This is a genomic window from Lysinibacillus canaveralius (assembly GCF_047301505.1).
GTDB lineage: Bacteria > Bacillota > Bacilli > Bacillales_A > Planococcaceae > Lysinibacillus_B.
Genome location: NZ_CP154840.1, coordinates 2,413,886 through 2,432,960, shown reverse-complemented (window position 1 = coordinate 2,432,960; position 19,075 = coordinate 2,413,886). Strand labels below are relative to the sequence as shown.

Below are 19,075 nucleotides of genomic sequence, written 5' to 3'. Positions count from 1 at the left end.
CACCTTTTTTAAAGTGTCCACTATTCGGGGTTCAGTTCATCTTTTCAAAACGGATTCTTTTTATTTGCACCGGCATGGGTTTGCGAATTACTTTTCATCAATTTATTTTAAAGCTGAAAAACATGCTGCCAGAGAACACTGTCTATCATATCCGCAGGTTATTTTTACCTGTTATCTTTAAGAAAGAGAGGACTCCGTCTGTTTGCGTTTTTCATTTGCAACTGCCTGCATTCGAAGTGTTTCTTCAATATCCTGCAGCAGCTTAAGCTGTGTTTGCTTGAAATAGTCAATGTCGGCATGGGATATGCTTGTTCCGCCAATACGGCTTCTTTCTTTTGAAGAAGACCCCGCTAGCTGGGCTTTTTTCCTCATCAATTCATCAGAAGCTTTCATTAAACGCTCCTGCGCTTGACTTGCACGGCGTTGATGATTCAAACTAAGGAGCATTGAAATTTGTGATTGCCAAAGTGGAATTGTCGTCATGATTGATTCCTGAACTTTATCAATCAGCATCCGATGTGTCTGCTGGATCATTCGAATTTGAGGAGCTGATTGAATAGCGATTTCCCTTGATATCTCAAGGTCATATATACGCCGATCCAGCCATTCAAAAGATGTATGCAAATCTTGTAGTTCCTGTTTAGCCATTGGATTTTCACTAATTCTGACTTTCTGCTGAAGAGATGGCAGTATTACATCCTGAATTTGCTGGCGCTTAATTTCTCCAGCTGCAATATACACATTAATCTCATGAAAATATTCTTCATTTAATTTATATAGCTCTTCTAGCATAGAAAAGTCTGACAACAGTCCCTGCTGTGAATGTGCCAGCTGAATATTCAAGCGGTCGATGTGTTTACTAAGGCGATTGTATTGTGACATCGTTTGCTGAACAGATCCAGTCTGTTTGCTAAAAAACTTGCCGAATAACCCGGACTTCTTCTCAATGAGAGCGTCCGGGTCAATTTGGTCAAGCTGGTCCATAAGCTGAAAGAGAATTTCCCCAACTTTTGATGTGTCTTTTCGCTGCACATGTAATAAAAGCTTAGATGAGAATTTTTTCAATGCTTGCTGAGCCGACAAGCCAAAGGAAATCACATCTTCATAACTACTTATATTAAGATCTTCCGCAAATTTTATAGCCCGCTTCTGGTCGAAGCGGCTAAGGGCAGAAAAGAGGGGAGTAGCTGAGTTGTTTTGAAGCTGTGTTTCATATTCATACTTGGCTGTTTCCGCAGATTGGCTGTTGGCCGAAGCGAAGGCTTCAAATGGGTTAACAGTCATTATTGGTCACCGCCGCTCAGCCGTTCCTGGCGCTTTTCATTTTCAAGCTTCGCAAAATCAAGCTCAATTTTTAGATGATCAATATCTGACTGCAATGCAGAGCGCAGATCATCCTCAAACGTTTCATTTAACACTTTTAGCGTTTTTCTTGTATCTTCCAGCGCAAGATGGATGTCAGTTCCTTTTACCTGCTCTTTGGTTAGGAGTGTATACTTGTCTGCCAGCTCTACTGCTGAGGGCAAGTGTGAATAAAAGAAATCCTCAACTGCGTAGAATTTATGTGGATCTTTATCCACAATATTCAGGATCCGGCGAGAAACCTTGCTCATATCATTTAATAATCGAAAAGACTTAATGGAACGAACACGCTGCTGTGAAAGCTGAGTAATCTGATCACGTGCTTGTTTCAATTGGGCCTCAATATGGTTATAATCTGCCTTTGAAATGCCTAGCTCTTTGCTGCGCTTAGACTTCTGTATATTCAAAATCACTAAATTGCTGACATAATAACTACCAAAAAACAGGGCAAATCCAACCAAAGCCATCTCAAAACTAAAAGTGGAAACAGTAAAAGAAGTTAAACCAATAAGAAAGTTCACGGCATGTCTCGTAATAAAATTCATGGCACCTAGCATAGTTTGCACCTCCATTCAAAAGCTTTACTAATACATACGAATGAATTAAATAAAAGTTTCATACCATTATTTTATCACACAAAAAGTCGGACATTAAACAATATCCGACTCCATAGCAGTATAACCTTTTACTTCTTTGAAAATTTCGAGGGAGAACTCATTAGACGCAGTTTGTGAGCTTACTCCTTTTTTAATAAAAACAATAAACTCATCCACCGCAGTTGTGCGTCCTTCTACCTCGACTTCGAGCCGTCTTTCACTATTTAGAGTACAATACCCTTTTAAGCCTAATTCAAGCGCTTTTTGTTTAATGAAAAATCTGCGGCCGGTTCCTTTTGCATATCCAAAAAATACAATTTTGACCCGCTTCGCCATTTCTACTACCTCCTTATTAGGGTTAATTCTATTCTGCTGATCAATGACCCTACTAATATTTATTAATTTTATCCGAGGGTTAATTTGTATAAGTTAGATAGAAATTTTGTATGGAGTTGATCAGTTTGTTGATCTTTAAATATGTACATAAGTGAATGGTTAAGAAGATTCTTCCTCATAATTGATGTACGTACATATTTTATAGCAGCAGAGGTAATTTCAACAATATCTTACCAAACACAAATCCCTATTGATAGACATATTCGGTTCTAGTGATTAAAATACAATAGTAAAGAAAGGAAAGGATTGTCGATGATGTACAAAATTATTTACATGAAGGCAGATTTCGAACCATGGTGGCAATTTGAAGGGTGGGAATCGCAAATCGTTTCGACAAACCTATATGAAACGAAAGAAGAATTTGAAGATGCACTCGAAAAAATGCTGCAGGAATTTCGTTCAAAATTCGAATTTGAGGATCGCAGAAAAGATAAATTTATCGCTTTTTGGAATGAAGAAGAATGCGAATTTTGTGAAGGCTGTGATGAAGATGTCCAGATTTACCATGGCATTATAGTAGAGGCATGCGTTCCGACCAATTATATACATTGTAATTTACAGAAATAAAAGAAAATTTTATAAAATGACGGAAAAATTGTTTGACATAGTGTAAATAGATGGTATACTAAGAGTAACAATAAAATTGCTTGGCCGGGTACAGATTCACATATTACAAAGAGTGATCGGTAAATTTTTCGGTACTCTTCGTAATATGTGAGTTTTTTTATTGCGGTAAAGAAATTCCATATTGTTAACTTTATTTTTTGGAGGTTTTCTTAAATGAAACAAGGTACAGTAAAATGGTTTAACTCAGAAAAAGGTTTCGGATTCATCGAAGTAGAAGGCGAAAACGACGTATTCGTACACTTCTCAGCAATCCAAGGCGAAGGTTTCAAAACTCTTGACGAAGGTCAAAAAGTTGAGTTCGAAGTTGTAGATGGCAACCGCGGACCACAAGCTGCTAACGTAATTAAACTTTAATTCTCTGTAATTAAACATTAACTATGTTAATCCACAGGCACCCTGCATTTGTAGGGTGCCTTTTTGTGTGCTGGATTTTAGAAAAGGAGCGGCAGCCAGAAATACCAGCTGTGTGATTGGTGAAAATAGGGATAGGGGAGTTTTCCAGTACATGGAAACATAAGAAATAAGGATGCAGCAGTCCAGATTCACCTTTCTTTACACGTAATAATTACAAGTACAATAACGATAGAGGTATTACTAAATTATAGGAGATTAATGTTTCTACTATATAATTCAGTGGGAATGGAAGGTTCACTAATAATGTTAATTTTATATACATAAATTATCTTTTATACAAATTTTAAGCCTGTATGGGGAATTATTAGGAAAAATATATTATAATAAGTAGAAAGATATTAGTTATAAAGAAGGGGGTGTTCTCATATTGAATAAAACAATTAAAGAGCTATTAGGGGATCAGTGTCTAATAAATGATAGCAATATTGAAAGCTTATTATTAGAAATTCCTCAATTGATTGATGAAAAGATAGAATCTGATGACTACAAAGAAGTCACAGATCTGATGGGGATATACTTAAAAGCTTGTATCTACTTGGGGCGGTATACAAAGCCTTATGATACATTAAAGAGGCTGGATGATATAACAGCTGAATTGAATGGTGAAATGTACACAGGTAAGTATTTTTCAATTGCTGAAAGTAAGTATTATACAGTGCATACCCTTGGTAAAGCCCAGCAATTTTACGGAAAAGCGCTTACAGAACTTCTTCAAGCCATGAATTCCCATGAGAAGAAGATTAAAATAGAGACAGGGTGCCAATATTTTGAGCGCAGCATGGAGCTTCTTAAACAGCTTGATAAAGAGCATTTTAATGGGAAGGAACATCATGTACTGAATTTTTACTTCACCTTTTTAACTTTGCTATCAGTTTTAGACAGAAAAGAAGAGTTTCATCACTGTTTTAAAGATATTTTTACATGGGATTTGGATTTTACTGATGAATTTTGCCATTTGCTCCTTTACAAGATAGAAATCATGTTCCTGACTTTGGAAAAGCAGTATCAGACGGCTCTTTCCATCTACAAGCGCTTTTTTGAAAAGGAGGATAAGTCCTATATTTCATCTATAGGAGTATTTATCTTAACATGCTGTGAAAAAACAAATAATGTAAGGGAATACGAACGTTTTTTGAAAAAGGCATATAAAATAGAGCGTAAAAAATATAAAAATATGGATCATACCGTATTAGACTCATTATTGAGAAACAGAGAGAAGCTTACACTTGATATTTACATCGGTTCCTTCAAACAGGATTTCAATGTGATAGGTGGAAAGCCTGCAGTTTATAAATTCAATTAAAGAGACAGACAAATTATTTAATTCACTACTTATTAATTAGAATTGTATAGTGGGCTGAGCTTATTGCTTAGCTTTTTTGCATTTTATCCGACACTAAATAACGAAAAATTAAAAAAACTAAAGCAGTTACTAAGCCTGGAACCAATAGTAAAACACCCAACAAAATGTTGAGTGTTTGCCACTAATATTCAAGAGTATCCAATAGGAAAGAAGTTTCCGCTGCACCTTGATCTGTATTGATACTAATCGTTTCTTTTACTAATCCAAAACCTGATGCAAAATATCGACGTATGATTTGTCCCTCAATTTTTTGAGTGAGCTCCACCACATCATGGAAGGTTTCGAAGGGAGTTTCAATCTGCTGGTTTACATTTGTTACTGTCCAGCCTTCTAAAGAAGTACCTATTTCGATGGGAAACGTAAGAAAGCTCCTTTTTACTGTCATTCGCTGCAAGTCAGCTGTAGTAACTTTTAGGTCAGTTTCACCTTCATACATTATTTCAATCGCATCTTTCGTAATGCGATAAATACTATAAGTAGCTACACCTTGTTTTACAATAATTGTTTTTACATAATCCTCAGATAACCAAAAGGTTTCTTCAGTGAAAGAATCTCCATTTTCATTACTCTCATAAAACGTGGCCTTCGTTTGATCTTCCTTGAAGAATAGCTGCAACGGTGAAGCGTTTTCATAAGCATAGGCATATTCTGCAGCAACTGCGCTGACCTGTTCTTCAACCAAAAATTCCTCTGTATGTTCTCCTTCTGCCATATTACAGGCAGATAATAAAGCTACTGCCATTATTAAAATAAGCTGCTTCATTCATGACCGACCTTTCACTATGCGTAATAAAAAATAATATGTATGTTAACTTATTACATATTCCTTACTTTTGATTCTATTAAACATTTATTTGTTAATTGAATAAATATACCTGCATTATTTTTAATTCATCCATACCTTCAAACTATTTATTCTAGTGGAAGCTTTAGATATCTAACGGTAACGTGATAAATGACGCAGGGAAAATATGCTGTGTGATACGATCGGGATTACAGAAAAATTAGTTTAGAGAAACTAGTAAATGTTATGTGGATAATGAGTTTTTTTTACTAAATCAGTTGTAGATGCACTGAACAGTCAAACGTATTATCAATGTATTAATAAAATAAAGTAGGATAATAATGCAATGTTCTTCCGGATAATAATATATCCTAATAGCGTGTTGCCATAATGTTAAGCGGGGATCAGAATGTAAGTATGTACGTACAAAGATAACCTTTACGGATGTGCCAAAATCGTCTGTTTATGGGGAGATTTCCGGGCTAATGGAGGATACAAGCAAGGCAATTGAAACGAAGATTGCTTCTCTAGTAGAAAAGCGTATAAGAAGTAGGAAAAGGGGCTGTCATAGTTCTAAAACAAACAGTGGGTTGAGCTTTATGGAGAGGCGATAATTCCGAAGGGAGTCGCTCCTTTTTATAACAAGGATAACAGCTATGGCCACTCTCATAAAGAAGTGAGATCGGCGCTTGGTGCAGTTCCGGCTTCTACCACTGGAACTGCCGAAAATGGGACGGTTTTCACCTTGATAGATGGCCTCATTCTTTGGTAAGCAAAAAGCCGATCCAGAAAAAACAAAAGTTACTATCCCTAGTAGTGGCGTCAGTTTAGAAACTCCTGTATGCTTCCGAAATTGTTCACAGATGCGCACGTATTTTCCGAATGGGGTACCAAGCACACACCCAGCCTATGAGCAATCCATACTCGTGATGGCGGCCGTTGGGTATGTGAACAGTAGATTAGTAAAAGTAAGGCCGTACTATATTTCTATTAATAATGGTTACGTAATCATCTCTATATAGTACATGAGATATTTAAAGCAGGCTCCAGTCAAGTTGTATCACGGGTTCTGCCTGTGGACGACTGAAATAGAAACCCTGAAATAACTCATAACCCATTTCCTTAAGGAATAGATAATCATCTCGTTTTTCAATTCCTTCTGCTAGAGGAATTGAGCCGATTGATCTCGCTTTATCTAAATAGAAGCGGGCTGCCTGTTGCTTGTCTGTGTCATTTGCAATTCCTTCTACAAATTGGCGGTCAAGTTTCATATAGTGAGGGGTAATATCTGCCAGCAGGTCAGCCGTACTAAAACCTTCTCCTACATCATCTAGTGCGTAGCGGAATCCTTTTTCCTGATAATAATTCAAAATATGCTTTAAATGATCTGTATCTTTGACTTCTTCTGTCTCCACTACTTCAAAAACAAAACGATCAGGCTTAATATTGAGTCGGTTTGCGAGCGCTACTGTGGAGCGTAAACAGAATTCTGGTGAATATATGGAGGTCGGTAGAAAGTTGATGAATACTTTATTAGGCAGCCTTTCTGCATATTGCACGGCGGCAAGACGGCATGTACGATCGAGAGCATAAAGCTTTCCTCGAATTTTGGCAGCTGCAAATACCTCACCAGGTGAAAGTAATTTACCATCCACAGAGATAAAACGAGCAAGCACTTCATGACCATAAATTTCTTCATTCCGCGTAATGATCGCCTGCGAATAACAAATGATTCGTTTTTCCTTTATAATCTGCTCTACCCAGGAAGCTGCGAGTAACGTCTTTATTTCCTTTAGTGATAACCATCGCTGATCATTTGCAAATTGAATTTTTGAGAGCTCGCTAAAATCTTCACAGAAGCTTACTACCTCATTCATTGCTTCTTCTTCAATATAAAGATGGCCTTCTTCATTTATAATGGCAGGGAATCCCATACGTTGAATATGTTTTGCAATCATGTGCAGTAAGTGTTCTTTTTCCTGAAAACGAACCTGAAATGTAGAAGGTTTAATGGTACAGTTTATGCAGCTCATTGTAGTTTCTCTCCTAAAATAGACTCTAATGATTCTTTATAGAGTATTGAATGTAAAGTATGTGACTGGAGATAACTTCTCGCTCCAATGCCGCCCGCATAAATTTGGACGTGCGGGTTATATTTAGCAAATTCATCAAGCGATTCCAAAGAGTCAGGGCATAGCTCGAATGGTGTCAAGCTCATTGCTGACAATAAAACAATGGCTGGATTGAATTGTCTTATTAGATGTTCTATTGAACCTGGGGCAGGAGAGCTGGAGATTAAATAACCGCGGTATCCCATTATTCGAGCTTTCAAAAGCATAATGCAAAGCGGCAGATCATGAACTTCTCCAGGCAGACAGGCAGCTAGTATTAATGGAGCATCATTAGGAACCTGTATTTGATGCCGTAGGCCGACAAGATAATCGCGGATAACTGTTGAGCAAACACTTTCCTGGAAAGGACTCCACTCGGATTTTTCCCACCTTACACCTATTTCATATAACAAAGGCGAGACTACCTCGTCGAGAAATGCAAGAATTCCGAGCTTGTGATGTGCCTTCTGTAAAATACGATGAATGGCTGGAACATTACAATTTGCACCTTCTTCTAGCAATCGAAAATAAAATTCAGAAATAGTAGGAGTAACAGGTTGAGTAGGCTGCTCAGAATGGTTTTCAAGTACATAGTTCGTTGCTTGCTGAATGCTCATACCCTCATCTACAAACCTTCTTACCATTCGTAAAATATGAACGTCGTGCTCAGAATAAACACGCCGGCCGTTATCCAGTCGCTTCGGTTCTACTGTTTTATAGCGGTCTTCCCATTTCCGAATGACAGGTTTTGTTAAACCAGTTCGAACGGAGACTTGTTGAATAGAAAGCATGTCATCTTTAGTATTGGTCAAAACTTCCCCTCCATCAATGTTTTAATCTATCATACAGTATTAACCAACAATCAGTAAAGCTTGTCTAAATTTTGTCTAACATTAGGGGATGAAAAGTTGTACAAGCTGTGACGTACGAAGTATAATGAAGAAAAATATGGAAGAAGGAAGTGGAGTAGAGGTTTTCATGGTCCAAAAAAACAACAGATATAGAAGAAGGGCTAGGTCAGTACCATCCAAATAGCAACAAAAAGGAGCTTGGACCTTTACTATTACAAATGGAATTAATTGACCTTGGAGAAGAGGACATGAAACGTCTAATGTCTTTTCAGCATGTGGTCTCTTTGCATATAGAAGAAATTACGGACATTTTTTACGATAAGATTCTTGCTGTTCCAGAATTGAAAAATCTCATCGAGCAGCGAAGCTCAGTTACAAAGCTAAAGGCAATCGTTGGGAAATATGTGGTGTCGATGTTTGATGGGGAGCTTACTCAAAAGACAATTGAACAAAAGCGCCAGTTAGCGCAGATCCACTTTAGAATGGGATTAGATCCGAAATGGTATATGGGCACATTCCAGCAGATTCAAGAAAACATCATACGTTTATTAGTAGAGGATGAAACAATACATACAAAGCCATTGGTAATCGCTACCGTTGTATCTAGATGGATGAACTTTGAAATGCAGATCGTGCTGGAGGAATATGAAAAAGAAAATCAGCGACTCATTAGCGAACAATATAATATCGTGAAAGAAGAATTGAAGAACAGTATTTCATCTATCAGCGGCAAACTGGCCAACCTGACGGAAGCAACAAGCAGGCAAATGACAGATGTCGAGCAAACAACCGTTTTATTAGGTAGGCATATCAGTGAGAATAGCGAAGCTGTAAAACGGGTTGCGGAGCGGTCAGAAACGGGGCAGCTTTATATGAATCAGTTGGAAAAAGAAACCGAAAAAATGCTTCAGCAAATTCAAGAGGTAACATCATATACGACAAATTTGGTGGAAGCTTCGGGGAAAATCGAATCGATTTTAGGCATTGTACAATCGATTGCTGACCAGACGAATCTGTTAGCATTGAACGCTTCTATAGAGGCAGCGCGGGCAGGAGAATATGGAAAGGGATTTGCCGTTGTCGCGCAGGAAGTCCGTAAGCTGGCAGAGCAATCCAAGCAGTCTGTTAGTCATATTACAACCCTTGTCATGACAGCCTCTCAGTTAACCGGCCAAGTCAATATTTCTATAGGACATGTTCATGAAGCTACAGCCTCAAATGGAAAAGTGGTCGACAATGCAAGACACGTGTTTGATGGGATAAAGAAAGAAGTAGAGAAGAACGAGCAGTCGATTGAACAGGTGAAGGGGGATATTACGCAATTAACGGACGTTATTGAAGCAATTAATGAAGAAATAAATGAAGTGGCAGGAACTGCTGAGTCATTATTTGCTACGGCAACAAATTTATAAGGCAAGGTTCCATGGGATCTTTCTGATGAAATCCTTATATGTAAGGTTTTAAGGCAGAAAATCATCTACACAACAGGAATTTATTTTACATATGTCTAAAAGAACAGCATCTCGACTTAACAAAGTCGAGATGTGTCTGTTAACTAGCTACGATGCTCCACAAGGTCAATTGCACCTAAAACAATATGGGCAAGACCAAATCCAAAAATAGTGTTCGCAATCATTTGATTCGAGCCATTCTTTTGTTTCAGTGCATACCCAGTTGCAGTTACAGCTGAACCTAATATCGTTGGGATTAAGCCTTCACGAATATTCATAAAAGATCCCTCCATCGTTAGTAGTTAATGGTGAACTATCACCATACTTACTTTGGTCCGTATCGGTGAAAATTATGCAAAAGGATACCGACTATGAATTGAATACGTTAGTTACGCTAAAATGTTCACTATCTTTTCCAGTACTTCCGGATTATCGATTAGTACAAGATGCAGCTTTTTTCTAGCTCTGGTCACATTTTGAAATAGCAGCTTCGTCTGTTGATACTTTAGTTTTTTTTCGCCTTCGGTATGTGATAATTTATTCTGTTCATTGTAATAAAAGGAAGAGTCGATCACGACAGCCACTTCCTCATAATCCTGACCAATGATTTCATAGAAGCTGTCCTCGCGTACTTCGCCATCCTCAGATTGAACAGCTGGAACCTTCAAAAGGGTGGTATCAAGCACCTTCCATCCTTCTTCATTTAAGTAATGAAGATAGCTGCCAGCGGTATCATGAGAAGAGAAGTATTGAGCGCTAATATTTGTATATTTTTGGTTATTTGATTGTTTAGCCAAATCAAACAAATTGCTGATGAATGCCTGGATTTCTTTACTGCACCGTATAATATTTTTTAATTCATATTGCTTTGGGTGTAGCCGCTCCTCTAAATAACCTGGAATGTCATTCTTCATTTCTTGCGAGGTTAAATATTGCTGTCTGTCGAATGAGAAGATACACTTCACCGGCACTGTAAGAATTTTATTGAGGAACAATGCAAGATGTTGCTTATCAAGCCGCTGCGCTTCATCGAAAATAATTAAATCGTACATACTCCAATCCTCATCTATGAAGGAAATAGGATGCACCCCAGTTGGAATTGACTCAATGGGCCAGCTATAGCTATTTTTTAACTTTTCATGTCCAGTATTCAACTTTCCGCAATGATAGATCTTCACACCATGCGACTTTCGGATGTAGTCTTTTGCAATATCGTATAGCAGCAGTGTTTTACCTGTGCCAGGTCCGCCTTCTATGGAAAGAAAAAGGGGAACATCAACTGGTGCCAATTCCATAATCTCTCGTTTAAATGTACTTTGCTGTGCTGTCAAAAAGTATTCATCCTTTAAAAAAGCTTCTGGTGATTCAAAGGGTGAAACTAGGTAATTAATTGGATCGAAAAGATGATGAAGATTCTCGATTTCCAGTAAACGCTGATCTCGCAGCCGATCAATTAATACTTGGAAGTCCACCTCTTCAATTCGCTGAGAATCAATGAGCATATAAAGCTTTTCGGTCGACGAAACATAGGTGAACTGATAGAGCTTTACATCCAAAAATTTCAAATAATATTCATTTTGTATCAACTGTTTTGTAATTTTCTCCTCTGTACTTTTTCGTTTCAATTCAATATTCACAACACTGTTTAAACCAATACGGAGTAAATCAAACTCCTTCCCAATTTGGTTAATCATAAATCCGACAAAAAAATTATTGAATATATATGTAAAGGGTGTATGTTTACGCAGTGTGTCTACTAATGAAAGTAAATCAGCTAATTCGTTCATTCTAATATGCGGATTTATGCCAAAGCCGCTAACATACTTTTTGAAGCTTAAGTCACTTAAATCTGCTTGTGCATTCAGTAAGGAAATAAGATTAATCGCTTTCACAGCTTGCGCCTCCTTGTTATTCACAATAATAGTTTTTTGTTTAACTTTTATATGTGCATTATCCGTTAGTATTCCTTCCCATTTCCACTCTTATGCCGTTTACTTAAATTGTATTCAGGTGAAGATTGTATTTTACATAGCCAATCTACTGTTTATTGTACAGCAAAAAACTAACCAGATTCCTATATGGAAATGACAATTTTTTCAATTTCAGTTATTGTATTATATGATAAGGATTTACCTGTATTAAAAGCAAATAGGTTACGCAAGTGCATGCAGACTATTGAGGAAAAACTGTGAAAAGGAGAGATAAAATGTATCCAATAAGGATGAGGAGCAGTGCATTGATTATAGAAGATGATGCAGTTTTGTTAATCGAATTCAAAGATGAGAACGGCGTACATTATAATTTACCTGGAGGAGGCGTAGAAGCCGGGGAAAGTCTAATTGAGGCAATGGAAAGGGAGGCTAGAGAGGAAGCTTCTGTTGAGGTAGAGGTAGGTGAAGCGGTGCTTATTTATGAATACGCTCCACACCTGAACAATGAGAAATATGGCAGCATTCATTCTGTTACAACCATTTTTGAATGCAGAATCAGGGATGGGAAAGCTGTACAAATGCCTGCTGTACCGGATAAAAATCAGACAGCAGTGAAATGGGTTTCGCTTAATGACCTGCATAAAGTTATTCTTTATCCAAATATTCGTGATCAAATCATTAACTATAGTAAGCATAAAAAAATGATGGGTTTTCTTGAAGAGCACGAATTGGAGACGTATTAGTAATTTTATAAAATAAATTCTATCTACATAGGGAGATTACTAACTGGGAAAGGGACTTAACAATGGAAGTACTAAATATTTTTACGAAAGATTATGAACATATTGGCATAGCAACAAGAGAAGAAACGCATCGCTATGGTTATTGGCACGAGGTGTTTCATTGCTGGGTACTAGAGAGAATTAATGAACAGTGGCATATTTATCTTCAGCTTCGAAGTAAACTTAAAAAAGATAATCCTCGTCAATTTGATATTACTGCGGCTGGTCATCTGATGTCAGATGAAACAGTGAAAGATGGTATAAGAGAAATGAAGGAAGAGTTAGGTCTACAGGTGGATTTTAATGATCTGCACCCTCTAGGTATCATCCCATATAAAATTGAGAATGCATCCATAAAAGATTTTGAGTTTGCGCATGTATTTCTTTATACAGTTGAAAATGGTTTTGCTCAATTTAAAATTCAGGAAATTGAGTTAGATGGCATTTACCGCCTTCCTTTAGAGCAATTTATTCAATTGGGGAATGGTGTGCTGAAACAAGTAACGATAGAAGGCTATGAAGTAATCAACAAGGAAAAAATCTTTGAGCAAAAAGTCATCACGCTAGCTGATATGGAAACCCTGCCATCTATTTACCAGATGCCTTTAATAGCAAAAATAAATAGCTGGATGGAAAAACGCGATAGGTAAACCTTGCAGGACAATTAGATATGTTCAATAGAAAATCCCCAGCGGAATATGCGGGGATTTTCTATTTTATTAGCGCTCTAGATCTTCAAGACCTGGACTATGCTCATTTGGCATAGCAGGCATTACAGGGACAGGGAAGCCCTTTGGCGGCTGGGAAACCTGTAAAGTGCCGCCGTTTCTGCTAGGTGATGTTCCTTGGAATATTTCGTTCATACGAGTTTGGTCCAGACGGAAATCAAACAGCATATTATGGTAGCCCATATCAACAAACTTACGGCATTCAGGGTATTTATTAATATCATAATTTGGAATAGGGAGTATTTTCCCCCAATTCACTCCAAGTGTTTCGAGAGCCTTGGCAAATGCATTTTGGTGAGCATTATCGCGAACAATCAGGAAAGCAAGTGTTTCACGGAATGTCTGATTGGAACTCATTTCGTAAATACGTGTTTTTTGTAGAACTCCTGTTGATTCAAGGACTAGATTATCCAATAAATCAGCAATTAGATTTCCATGTGCATAAACCCAGGAGCCATTCCATGGAAGTCCGGCAGCATCTACTGGAAGTGATGCCTGTGCACCGATGATAAAGTGATGAGGATTAGTGTTAGCATCCTTAATTGGGTCCTCTAAAGGAGCACCAGCTGCACCGCTGTTTCCGGGCATAGCAGACTCACCTGAGCCGTTTAATAATTGATTGATCGTATTTTGCACAAGCTCTACGTGCGCAATTTCCTCTAGAAAAATACCGCGCAGCAAATCACGGAACTGTGTTTCTTTTCCTCTAAAATTAGAGCTTTGGAAAAAGAATTGCATCATTGTGCGCATCTCGCCAAAATGCCCTCCCAAAATCTCCTGTAATACTCTTGCAGCTGCAGGATCGGGCTTATCAGGCTTAATAATATTGATTAATTCTTCTTTATAATAATACATTTAGCTTCCTCCTTATTAGTTGCTTCAGCACTTTTCCGCCATAATTAGTATGGATAGAAAAAGCTGAGCAATTCATTATTTAAAAAATAACGATGTTGGAAGCTAAAGTATCTCAACCAATAGACTGTACAATTTTCTAAAGTCTAAAATAAATTCATTTTTAAGGGGATAATTCCCTTAATTTGTTCAACATGGTTTCTTTAAATTGTTTGTTTCCCCAAAGAGTGACAGCTTCCAGCTCCCCAAGTTCCTCAGCCAGTTTATCTACAATTTGATAGCCAATAAAGTAGCCGAGACGAGTATAACCAAAAGCCGAACCGCCATTGATGGAGAACCATTCTCTGAATATATCTTCCGGGGAGGATGAATGTAAATCTTCCATGAATCTTTTTATGATGTGAACATCGTTACTTTTGGCAAAATCAAGCCATTCAATATCTTCTTCGAAGGCAAAATAAATATCCTCAGTTGTGGCGGCTGCTTTCATGGAAAAATAGATAGCAGTGCCTTCCTGAAGTAACCATGTACAAGGGCTTGTCCATGGGATAGCTGACCAATCGATTCCTGCTTTTTCTGATAGGAGATTGTGCAGAGCATGGCCAAATTCATGGGCTATGATTACTTTCAAATGGTCCTTTTGAGGAGAAAGCTTTTCTAAGCAAAAGACGATTTCAGGCATAATCTTCCTATATGTATAAGCATTTGAGCCATAAAGACCTACTAGCAGATGTACGTCTTTTGTAAATTGGACTTTATACATTTTCTCATACTTAGTTTTGATTTCCATGATAAAATCGGGCATTGACTTGGCCATTATTTTCAAGTCAACTATCTTTTCCTTATGCTTGGATACAGCTTCAGTTAACTTTTTATCGGGATTTTTGCAATGATACTTAAAATATTCTTCAAAATGACGCTGGTTCTTTTGAAAATATTGCTGGATATACGCAGTGGAAGGTTCATAACGGTCTAAAAATTCGGTAACAGTATTATGAATGATCAATAATATTCCTCCAATCTTATTTCAGGCAAATCTTATTTTTCAGTGCCTAGTTTATACTATTGGATAAAATCCCTTAATTTCCTTTCATAATCTCACTAGCATTTAGTAAGATAGTGATTTACTGATCGACGTAGAAAATGCTCATACAATAGAGGAAAATGTCTAATGGAAATTCCCATTTATTCAGCCATTCTTATCAAGGTTTTTTTTTAGGCTAATCGCAGATAATAAAGTAATCAGGAATTTTAAAAATAACCGATAGTGGGAAGTGACGCATTGAAACGTAAGTACATCTTTGCTTTATCTATCTGCACAAGTTTTATACTCATGTTTTTTATCGGTTTTCATACGTCTGCTGATAAAGGCAGACGTTATTACGAGCAAACTGGCGAAGTATTGTGGGACATTGATACACAGGAAAAAATTGTGGCCATTACATTTGACGATGGGCCGGATGACAAATATACAACGCAGGTGCTGGATTTGCTGGCAGAATATAATGTTAAGGCAACCTTTTTTATTATTGGTAAAAATGCGGAGAAGCATCCCGAAGTCATACTTCGTCAATTTGAAGAGGGGCATGAATTGGCCAATCATACGTATTCGCACCCATGGAATACTACACTGAAGCGAATAGAAGTGGAATTGCAAAAGACGAATAATATTATTTACAGCATTACAGGATTTAAGCCAACGCTTTTTCGTCCAGTTGGAGGGCTCTATACAGATGGAATGATTGATGTGGCAGTAGAAAACGGTTATACGGTTATTATGTGGTCGTGGCATCAAGATACGGAAGATTGGAAAGACCCTGGGGTAAACAAAATCATTGGTAAAGTACTTGATGGGACAAAACCTGGCGACGTAATTTTATTCCATGATGGAGGATCAGACCGAACTCAAACGGTAGAAGCTCTGAAGGAGATTTTACCCGAATTGAAAAAACAAGGTTATCAATTTGTCACCATATCTGAAATGCTGGAGATAAAAAATGAAAAGCGTCCTAATGAAGTACAGGGGGATAACCGCTACTTTTCTGAATAGAAAAAGTAGCGGTTTTTTTATGCAGGTAGCCATTAATATCTCGACAACGATAGAAAAGGGTCATGCACTAGAAAAAGAAGTTTTTCAATCTTATGGCTTTGGAAAAAAGTGCAGCATCTTTTCCTTCTTTCGTGTAAGGGTTCATTTTAGGAGCTAAACATTGCTGGAATTGCTGATCACAGAACAGTTTATCTCCATTCATTTCATAGCACCGGTCATGCATATAGCAACAGGAATCAACAGCATTTGTCGGTGCGCCAGGACCTGAACAGCCAGGACCGCAATAGCGGTATCCAGGCATGCAGAATCCTAATCCTCTTCGATATCCGTTATGTCTCATTCTGCCACCTCTTTTCTACAATATGTTGTGTTTTAAATGGTAGGGTTGCGCTAAACCAGTTCTTTTTTGCCTATGATATTTTTATGGCAGCTTAAAAATGGTTTAGAGCCTTTTTTAGTATATGCACCAGTTTTATTGAGCTCTCCTTTTATGATATAAAGGAAATCATAATGTCGCTTTTTCTAGATATATAGTTGTGCCGAATAAGATATATAAGAATGAAGGAGGTTCAGAGATGATAAAAGCTCTTTTGGTAGAAAGAGGTAGTAGTATGATGATTTTTGAGTGGAAGAGACGAGGGTAAGAAGATATCAGAAATAGCAGAAACAAGAAGGCGGGATAGCAGGATACATAGATCAGCCATTTAACGCATCTTTCAACCTATGTAATTAATAGACCGAAGTTATGGGCTATCCCTTAAGACGTTCGATTTCTTTTGTTAAGTATTGAACCTGCTTTTCCAATTTTCTAAAGCGTTCAGGACTGATTTCATAATTGGAGTTCCTGCCATCCGAGCCGTTGTTTGCACTACCAGCCGCTTCAGCTTCTTCAGCTTCCTGTATCGACTCAGCCTGTAAAAACAATGAAAATGTGCCAATCGCTTGACTAAGCATTGCAATAATACTTGATAAAATAGCTAAATCGACTGCGACTACCTCTTTGTTTATAGAAGGTTCGAGTGAATCAGAATTGCTATTATTATTTTTTCTACCCAACGGATCTACTCTCCTTTTTTCATTTTCCTTCAGTATATGTAGAAAAGTGAGCAGATGTCAGGGCTTCTAGCAGCAGAAAAATTTTGAGGAAAAGGAATGATAATGGTTAAAGACTCTTTCTGATATTTAAAATAGCTTGAAAATGCATACCTTCGTGGAAAATCGTTCGAATGAGCACTTGCTCAAGCGTATGCATGCCCATTTCAGTAGGAGGAAACTCTTCCTCTAGGCGGTGGCCATAAGTTTGTTTGATTGTCTTCGGCTGGGTTTCTAATAGCTGCTTTAATTCCTCGAAAGATGGGGTTTCTTCTGTAAATTCAGATGGTGAGGTACCGAAACCAAACCAGTTTTGATAGGCTGGGGGAACATCCCCCATATCCTTTGTTAATGCTGCTATCCAAAGAAATTGATCCAAATATATATGTCCCATATTCCAGCGAATATTATTACGGAATCCAGGCGGTATCATTTCTGCCATTTCCTCTGTGACGCCTTCTAGTACAGCTAACAGTTCGTTTCTATAAGTCTCCAATTGAGTAAATAAAATGGTGTGTCGTGTTATCATTCATAATCTCCTTTCTATGATCATTTATATTTGACGAAAGAACACAAAATCCTTTTAAATTTTGAGAGTACGTTTTATTAAAAAAGGTGGATGAATATATAAAAAGCCAGAAATTTAACTAATCTTTTCAAGTAATACATTAATAGATGGGGTCATGTGAATGTGGAAGGTCAACCACCGTATAGGAAGAAACAAGACTTTCTGCCTTTATAATACAGCCAATTATATATGATACTAAAAGGGTTATTGGAAATAGCGGGTCTTTTACCTGGTGTTTTAGCTTAGACTGCATCAATGAATTCTTGTGTACGTGAATTTATGTTAATTTCCCTTGATCCAGCTAGGTTTGTTGATTCACTGTTCATAGCTTTCACAAGAAATTCTCTATATTGTTATAATGAAAAACAGTTTACAAGCAGATTTTCACATGATAATATCAAAAATGAACGGAGGTTCACGCATGCAGTATTTAAAAGAAGAAGTTAAAAAACGTATCATAGTTGCGGCTTTGGATGAATTTAAAGAAAAGGGTTATGTAAGTGCATCTATTAGAAATATAGCCAGTAACGCAGATATTGCATTAGGAACAGTCTACAAATATTTTAAAAATAAGGAGGATTTGTTTAATTCGATAGTAGAACCGGTCTATGATGATCTGTTTACTAACATCAATAAAATCATTTTTGCTGATGTTAATCCCGATGAGAAATTACTTGAAATCAAAAATAGAATCTTGGACATTTTTAAAGGGAATAGTAAAGAACTCTTAATTCTTTTTGGTAAAAGTAAGGGATCTAAATACGAGAGTCTCAAAAATGATATTGTGGATATTCTTTATAAAATTCTTCAAAAAGAAGTATTCTTTCGCTTTGAAGATAAGAATGTTGTGAAAGACCCATTTATCTTCTCGGTCCTTTCAACAACCTTTATAGAAGGAATTTATACTATTTTGAAGACTCAAGAAGATGGGGATAAAATCAGTGTTCTCATTGACCAATTGATGTTTTTAACATTTCATGATATTGAAAGCCGATTTAAAGAAATGTCTCACATGAACTAATGTGGATATTTTTTTAAGCTATAAATGAACAATTGTTCACGATTGTTTATAATAATAATTTTGTGTGTTCTGCCACATAGGTAGAGAAAACAGGAG

At 37.2% G+C, this 19,075-nt stretch carries 22 protein-coding genes; 9 read left to right on the top strand and 13 right to left on the bottom strand.

All coding sequences use genetic code 11. The features are described from left to right. Positions 1–177 precede the first annotated feature (177 nt). The 3 genes from AA0Y26_RS12355 to AA0Y26_RS12345 all read right to left on the bottom strand — a co-directional run bounded on the left by AA0Y26_RS12355 (position 178) and on the right by AA0Y26_RS12345 (position 2,294). Positions 178–1,284: a toxic anion resistance protein gene (locus tag AA0Y26_RS12355; RefSeq protein ID WP_413362062.1), complete on the bottom strand. Its 1,107-nt coding sequence runs from the start codon at positions 1,282–1,284 to the stop codon at positions 178–180. Continuing rightward, positions 1,284–1,919 (bottom strand): 5-bromo-4-chloroindolyl phosphate hydrolysis family protein, encoded by a 636-nt coding sequence (locus tag AA0Y26_RS12350; RefSeq protein ID WP_413362060.1) that lies wholly within the window; start codon positions 1,917–1,919, stop codon positions 1,284–1,286. The genes AA0Y26_RS12355 and AA0Y26_RS12350 overlap by 1 nt, the downstream gene beginning before the upstream one ends. A 93-nt stretch (positions 1,920–2,012) precedes the next feature. Continuing rightward, positions 2,013–2,294: an acylphosphatase gene (locus AA0Y26_RS12345; RefSeq protein WP_413362058.1), complete on the bottom strand. Its 282-nt coding sequence runs from the start codon at positions 2,292–2,294 to the stop codon at positions 2,013–2,015. 312 nt (positions 2,295–2,606) lie between these two features. Between AA0Y26_RS12345 and AA0Y26_RS12340 the strand changes: the two genes are divergently transcribed. The 3 genes from AA0Y26_RS12340 (at position 2,607) to AA0Y26_RS12330 (ending at position 4,698) form a co-directional block, all read left to right on the top strand. Then, complete coding sequence (locus tag AA0Y26_RS12340; protein WP_413362056.1) at positions 2,607–2,921, top strand: DUF1033 family protein; 315 nt, start codon at positions 2,607–2,609, stop codon at positions 2,919–2,921. Between the two features lie 213 nt (positions 2,922–3,134). Next, positions 3,135–3,335 carry a cold-shock protein gene (locus AA0Y26_RS12335; RefSeq protein WP_036158806.1) on the top strand — a complete coding sequence of 67 codons (201 nt, stop codon included), beginning with the start codon at positions 3,135–3,137 and terminating at the stop codon, positions 3,333–3,335. Positions 3,336–3,762: 427 nt separating this feature from the next. Further along, on the top strand, positions 3,763–4,698 hold the full coding sequence (locus AA0Y26_RS12330; RefSeq protein WP_413362054.1) for a hypothetical protein: 936 nt from the start codon (positions 3,763–3,765) through the stop codon (positions 4,696–4,698). 181 nt (positions 4,699–4,879) lie between these two features. On the opposite strand, the gene AA0Y26_RS12325 is transcribed toward AA0Y26_RS12330, so the two are convergent. Then, the gene (locus AA0Y26_RS12325) at positions 4,880–5,521 is read right to left on the bottom strand and encodes a hypothetical protein (RefSeq protein ID WP_413362052.1); all 642 of its coding nucleotides are present in this window, start codon (positions 5,519–5,521) and stop codon (positions 4,880–4,882) included. Between the two features lie 884 nt (positions 5,522–6,405). Here AA0Y26_RS12325 and AA0Y26_RS12320 point away from each other — a divergent pair. Continuing rightward, on the top strand, positions 6,406–6,564 hold the full coding sequence (locus AA0Y26_RS12320; protein WP_413362050.1) for a hypothetical protein: 159 nt from the start codon (positions 6,406–6,408) through the stop codon (positions 6,562–6,564). Positions 6,565–6,576: 12 nt separating this feature from the next. On the opposite strand, the gene AA0Y26_RS12315 is transcribed toward AA0Y26_RS12320, so the two are convergent. Next, positions 6,577–7,575, bottom strand: a complete 999-nt coding sequence (locus AA0Y26_RS12315; protein ID WP_413362048.1) for an EAL domain-containing protein — start codon at positions 7,573–7,575, stop codon at positions 6,577–6,579. Continuing rightward, a complete protein-coding gene (locus AA0Y26_RS12310) occupies positions 7,572–8,465 on the bottom strand; it encodes a MerR family transcriptional regulator (protein WP_413362046.1) in 894 nt (297 codons plus the stop codon). Before AA0Y26_RS12310 ends, AA0Y26_RS12315 begins: the two co-directional genes overlap by 4 nt. A gap of 257 nt (positions 8,466–8,722) precedes the next feature. Here AA0Y26_RS12310 and AA0Y26_RS12305 point away from each other — a divergent pair, with 257 nt between their 5' ends. After that, positions 8,723–9,916 carry a methyl-accepting chemotaxis protein gene (locus AA0Y26_RS12305; protein ID WP_413362044.1) on the top strand — a complete coding sequence of 398 codons (1,194 nt, stop codon included), beginning with the start codon at positions 8,723–8,725 and terminating at the stop codon, positions 9,914–9,916. Between the two features lie 143 nt (positions 9,917–10,059). Here AA0Y26_RS12305 and AA0Y26_RS12300 read toward each other — a convergent pair whose 3' ends face one another. Continuing rightward, positions 10,060–10,233, bottom strand: coding sequence for an asparagine synthase (locus tag AA0Y26_RS12300; protein WP_413362042.1), 174 nt, complete (start codon positions 10,231–10,233; stop codon positions 10,060–10,062). Positions 10,234–10,344: 111 nt separating this feature from the next. Then, a complete protein-coding gene (locus AA0Y26_RS12295) occupies positions 10,345–11,847 on the bottom strand; it encodes a DNA/RNA helicase domain-containing protein (RefSeq protein ID WP_413362040.1) in 1,503 nt (500 codons plus the stop codon). Positions 11,848–12,161: 314 nt separating this feature from the next. Here AA0Y26_RS12295 and AA0Y26_RS12290 point away from each other — a divergent pair, with 314 nt between their 5' ends. Together AA0Y26_RS12290 and AA0Y26_RS12285 are read left to right on the top strand one after the other, a co-directional pair. Continuing rightward, positions 12,162–12,629, top strand: a complete 468-nt coding sequence (locus AA0Y26_RS12290) for an NUDIX domain-containing protein (protein ID WP_413362038.1) — start codon at positions 12,162–12,164, stop codon at positions 12,627–12,629. Between the two features lie 62 nt (positions 12,630–12,691). After that, complete coding sequence (locus AA0Y26_RS12285) at positions 12,692–13,318, top strand: NUDIX hydrolase (protein WP_413362036.1); 627 nt, start codon at positions 12,692–12,694, stop codon at positions 13,316–13,318. 69 nt (positions 13,319–13,387) lie between these two features. Here the strand turns inward: AA0Y26_RS12285 and AA0Y26_RS12280 are convergent, their stop codons facing one another. Next, complete coding sequence (locus tag AA0Y26_RS12280) at positions 13,388–14,251, bottom strand: manganese catalase family protein (RefSeq protein WP_413362034.1); 864 nt, start codon at positions 14,249–14,251, stop codon at positions 13,388–13,390. A gap of 160 nt (positions 14,252–14,411) precedes the next feature. Next, on the bottom strand, positions 14,412–15,254 hold the full coding sequence (locus tag AA0Y26_RS12275; protein ID WP_413362032.1) for a hypothetical protein: 843 nt from the start codon (positions 15,252–15,254) through the stop codon (positions 14,412–14,414). 276 nt (positions 15,255–15,530) lie between these two features. Between AA0Y26_RS12275 and AA0Y26_RS12270 the strand changes: the two genes are divergently transcribed. Further along, positions 15,531–16,298: a polysaccharide deacetylase family protein gene (locus tag AA0Y26_RS12270; RefSeq protein WP_413362030.1), complete on the top strand. Its 768-nt coding sequence runs from the start codon at positions 15,531–15,533 to the stop codon at positions 16,296–16,298. A gap of 67 nt (positions 16,299–16,365) precedes the next feature. On the opposite strand, the gene AA0Y26_RS12265 is transcribed toward AA0Y26_RS12270, so the two are convergent. From AA0Y26_RS12265 to AA0Y26_RS12255, 3 genes are all read right to left on the bottom strand, one after another. Next, the gene (locus AA0Y26_RS12265) at positions 16,366–16,638 is read right to left on the bottom strand and encodes a Parvovirus coat protein VP1-like protein (protein ID WP_413362028.1); all 273 of its coding nucleotides are present in this window, start codon (positions 16,636–16,638) and stop codon (positions 16,366–16,368) included. Positions 16,639–17,048: 410 nt separating this feature from the next. Further along, positions 17,049–17,354: a hypothetical protein gene (locus AA0Y26_RS12260; RefSeq protein WP_413362026.1), complete on the bottom strand. Its 306-nt coding sequence runs from the start codon at positions 17,352–17,354 to the stop codon at positions 17,049–17,051. Positions 17,355–17,460: 106 nt separating this feature from the next. After that, positions 17,461–17,919, bottom strand: a complete 459-nt coding sequence (locus AA0Y26_RS12255) for a DinB family protein (RefSeq protein ID WP_413362024.1) — start codon at positions 17,917–17,919, stop codon at positions 17,461–17,463. Between the two features lie 460 nt (positions 17,920–18,379). Between AA0Y26_RS12255 and AA0Y26_RS12250 the strand changes: the two genes are divergently transcribed. Next, a complete protein-coding gene (locus tag AA0Y26_RS12250) occupies positions 18,380–18,979 on the top strand; it encodes a TetR/AcrR family transcriptional regulator (RefSeq protein ID WP_413362022.1) in 600 nt (199 codons plus the stop codon). The last annotated feature ends 96 nt before the right edge of the window (positions 18,980–19,075 follow it).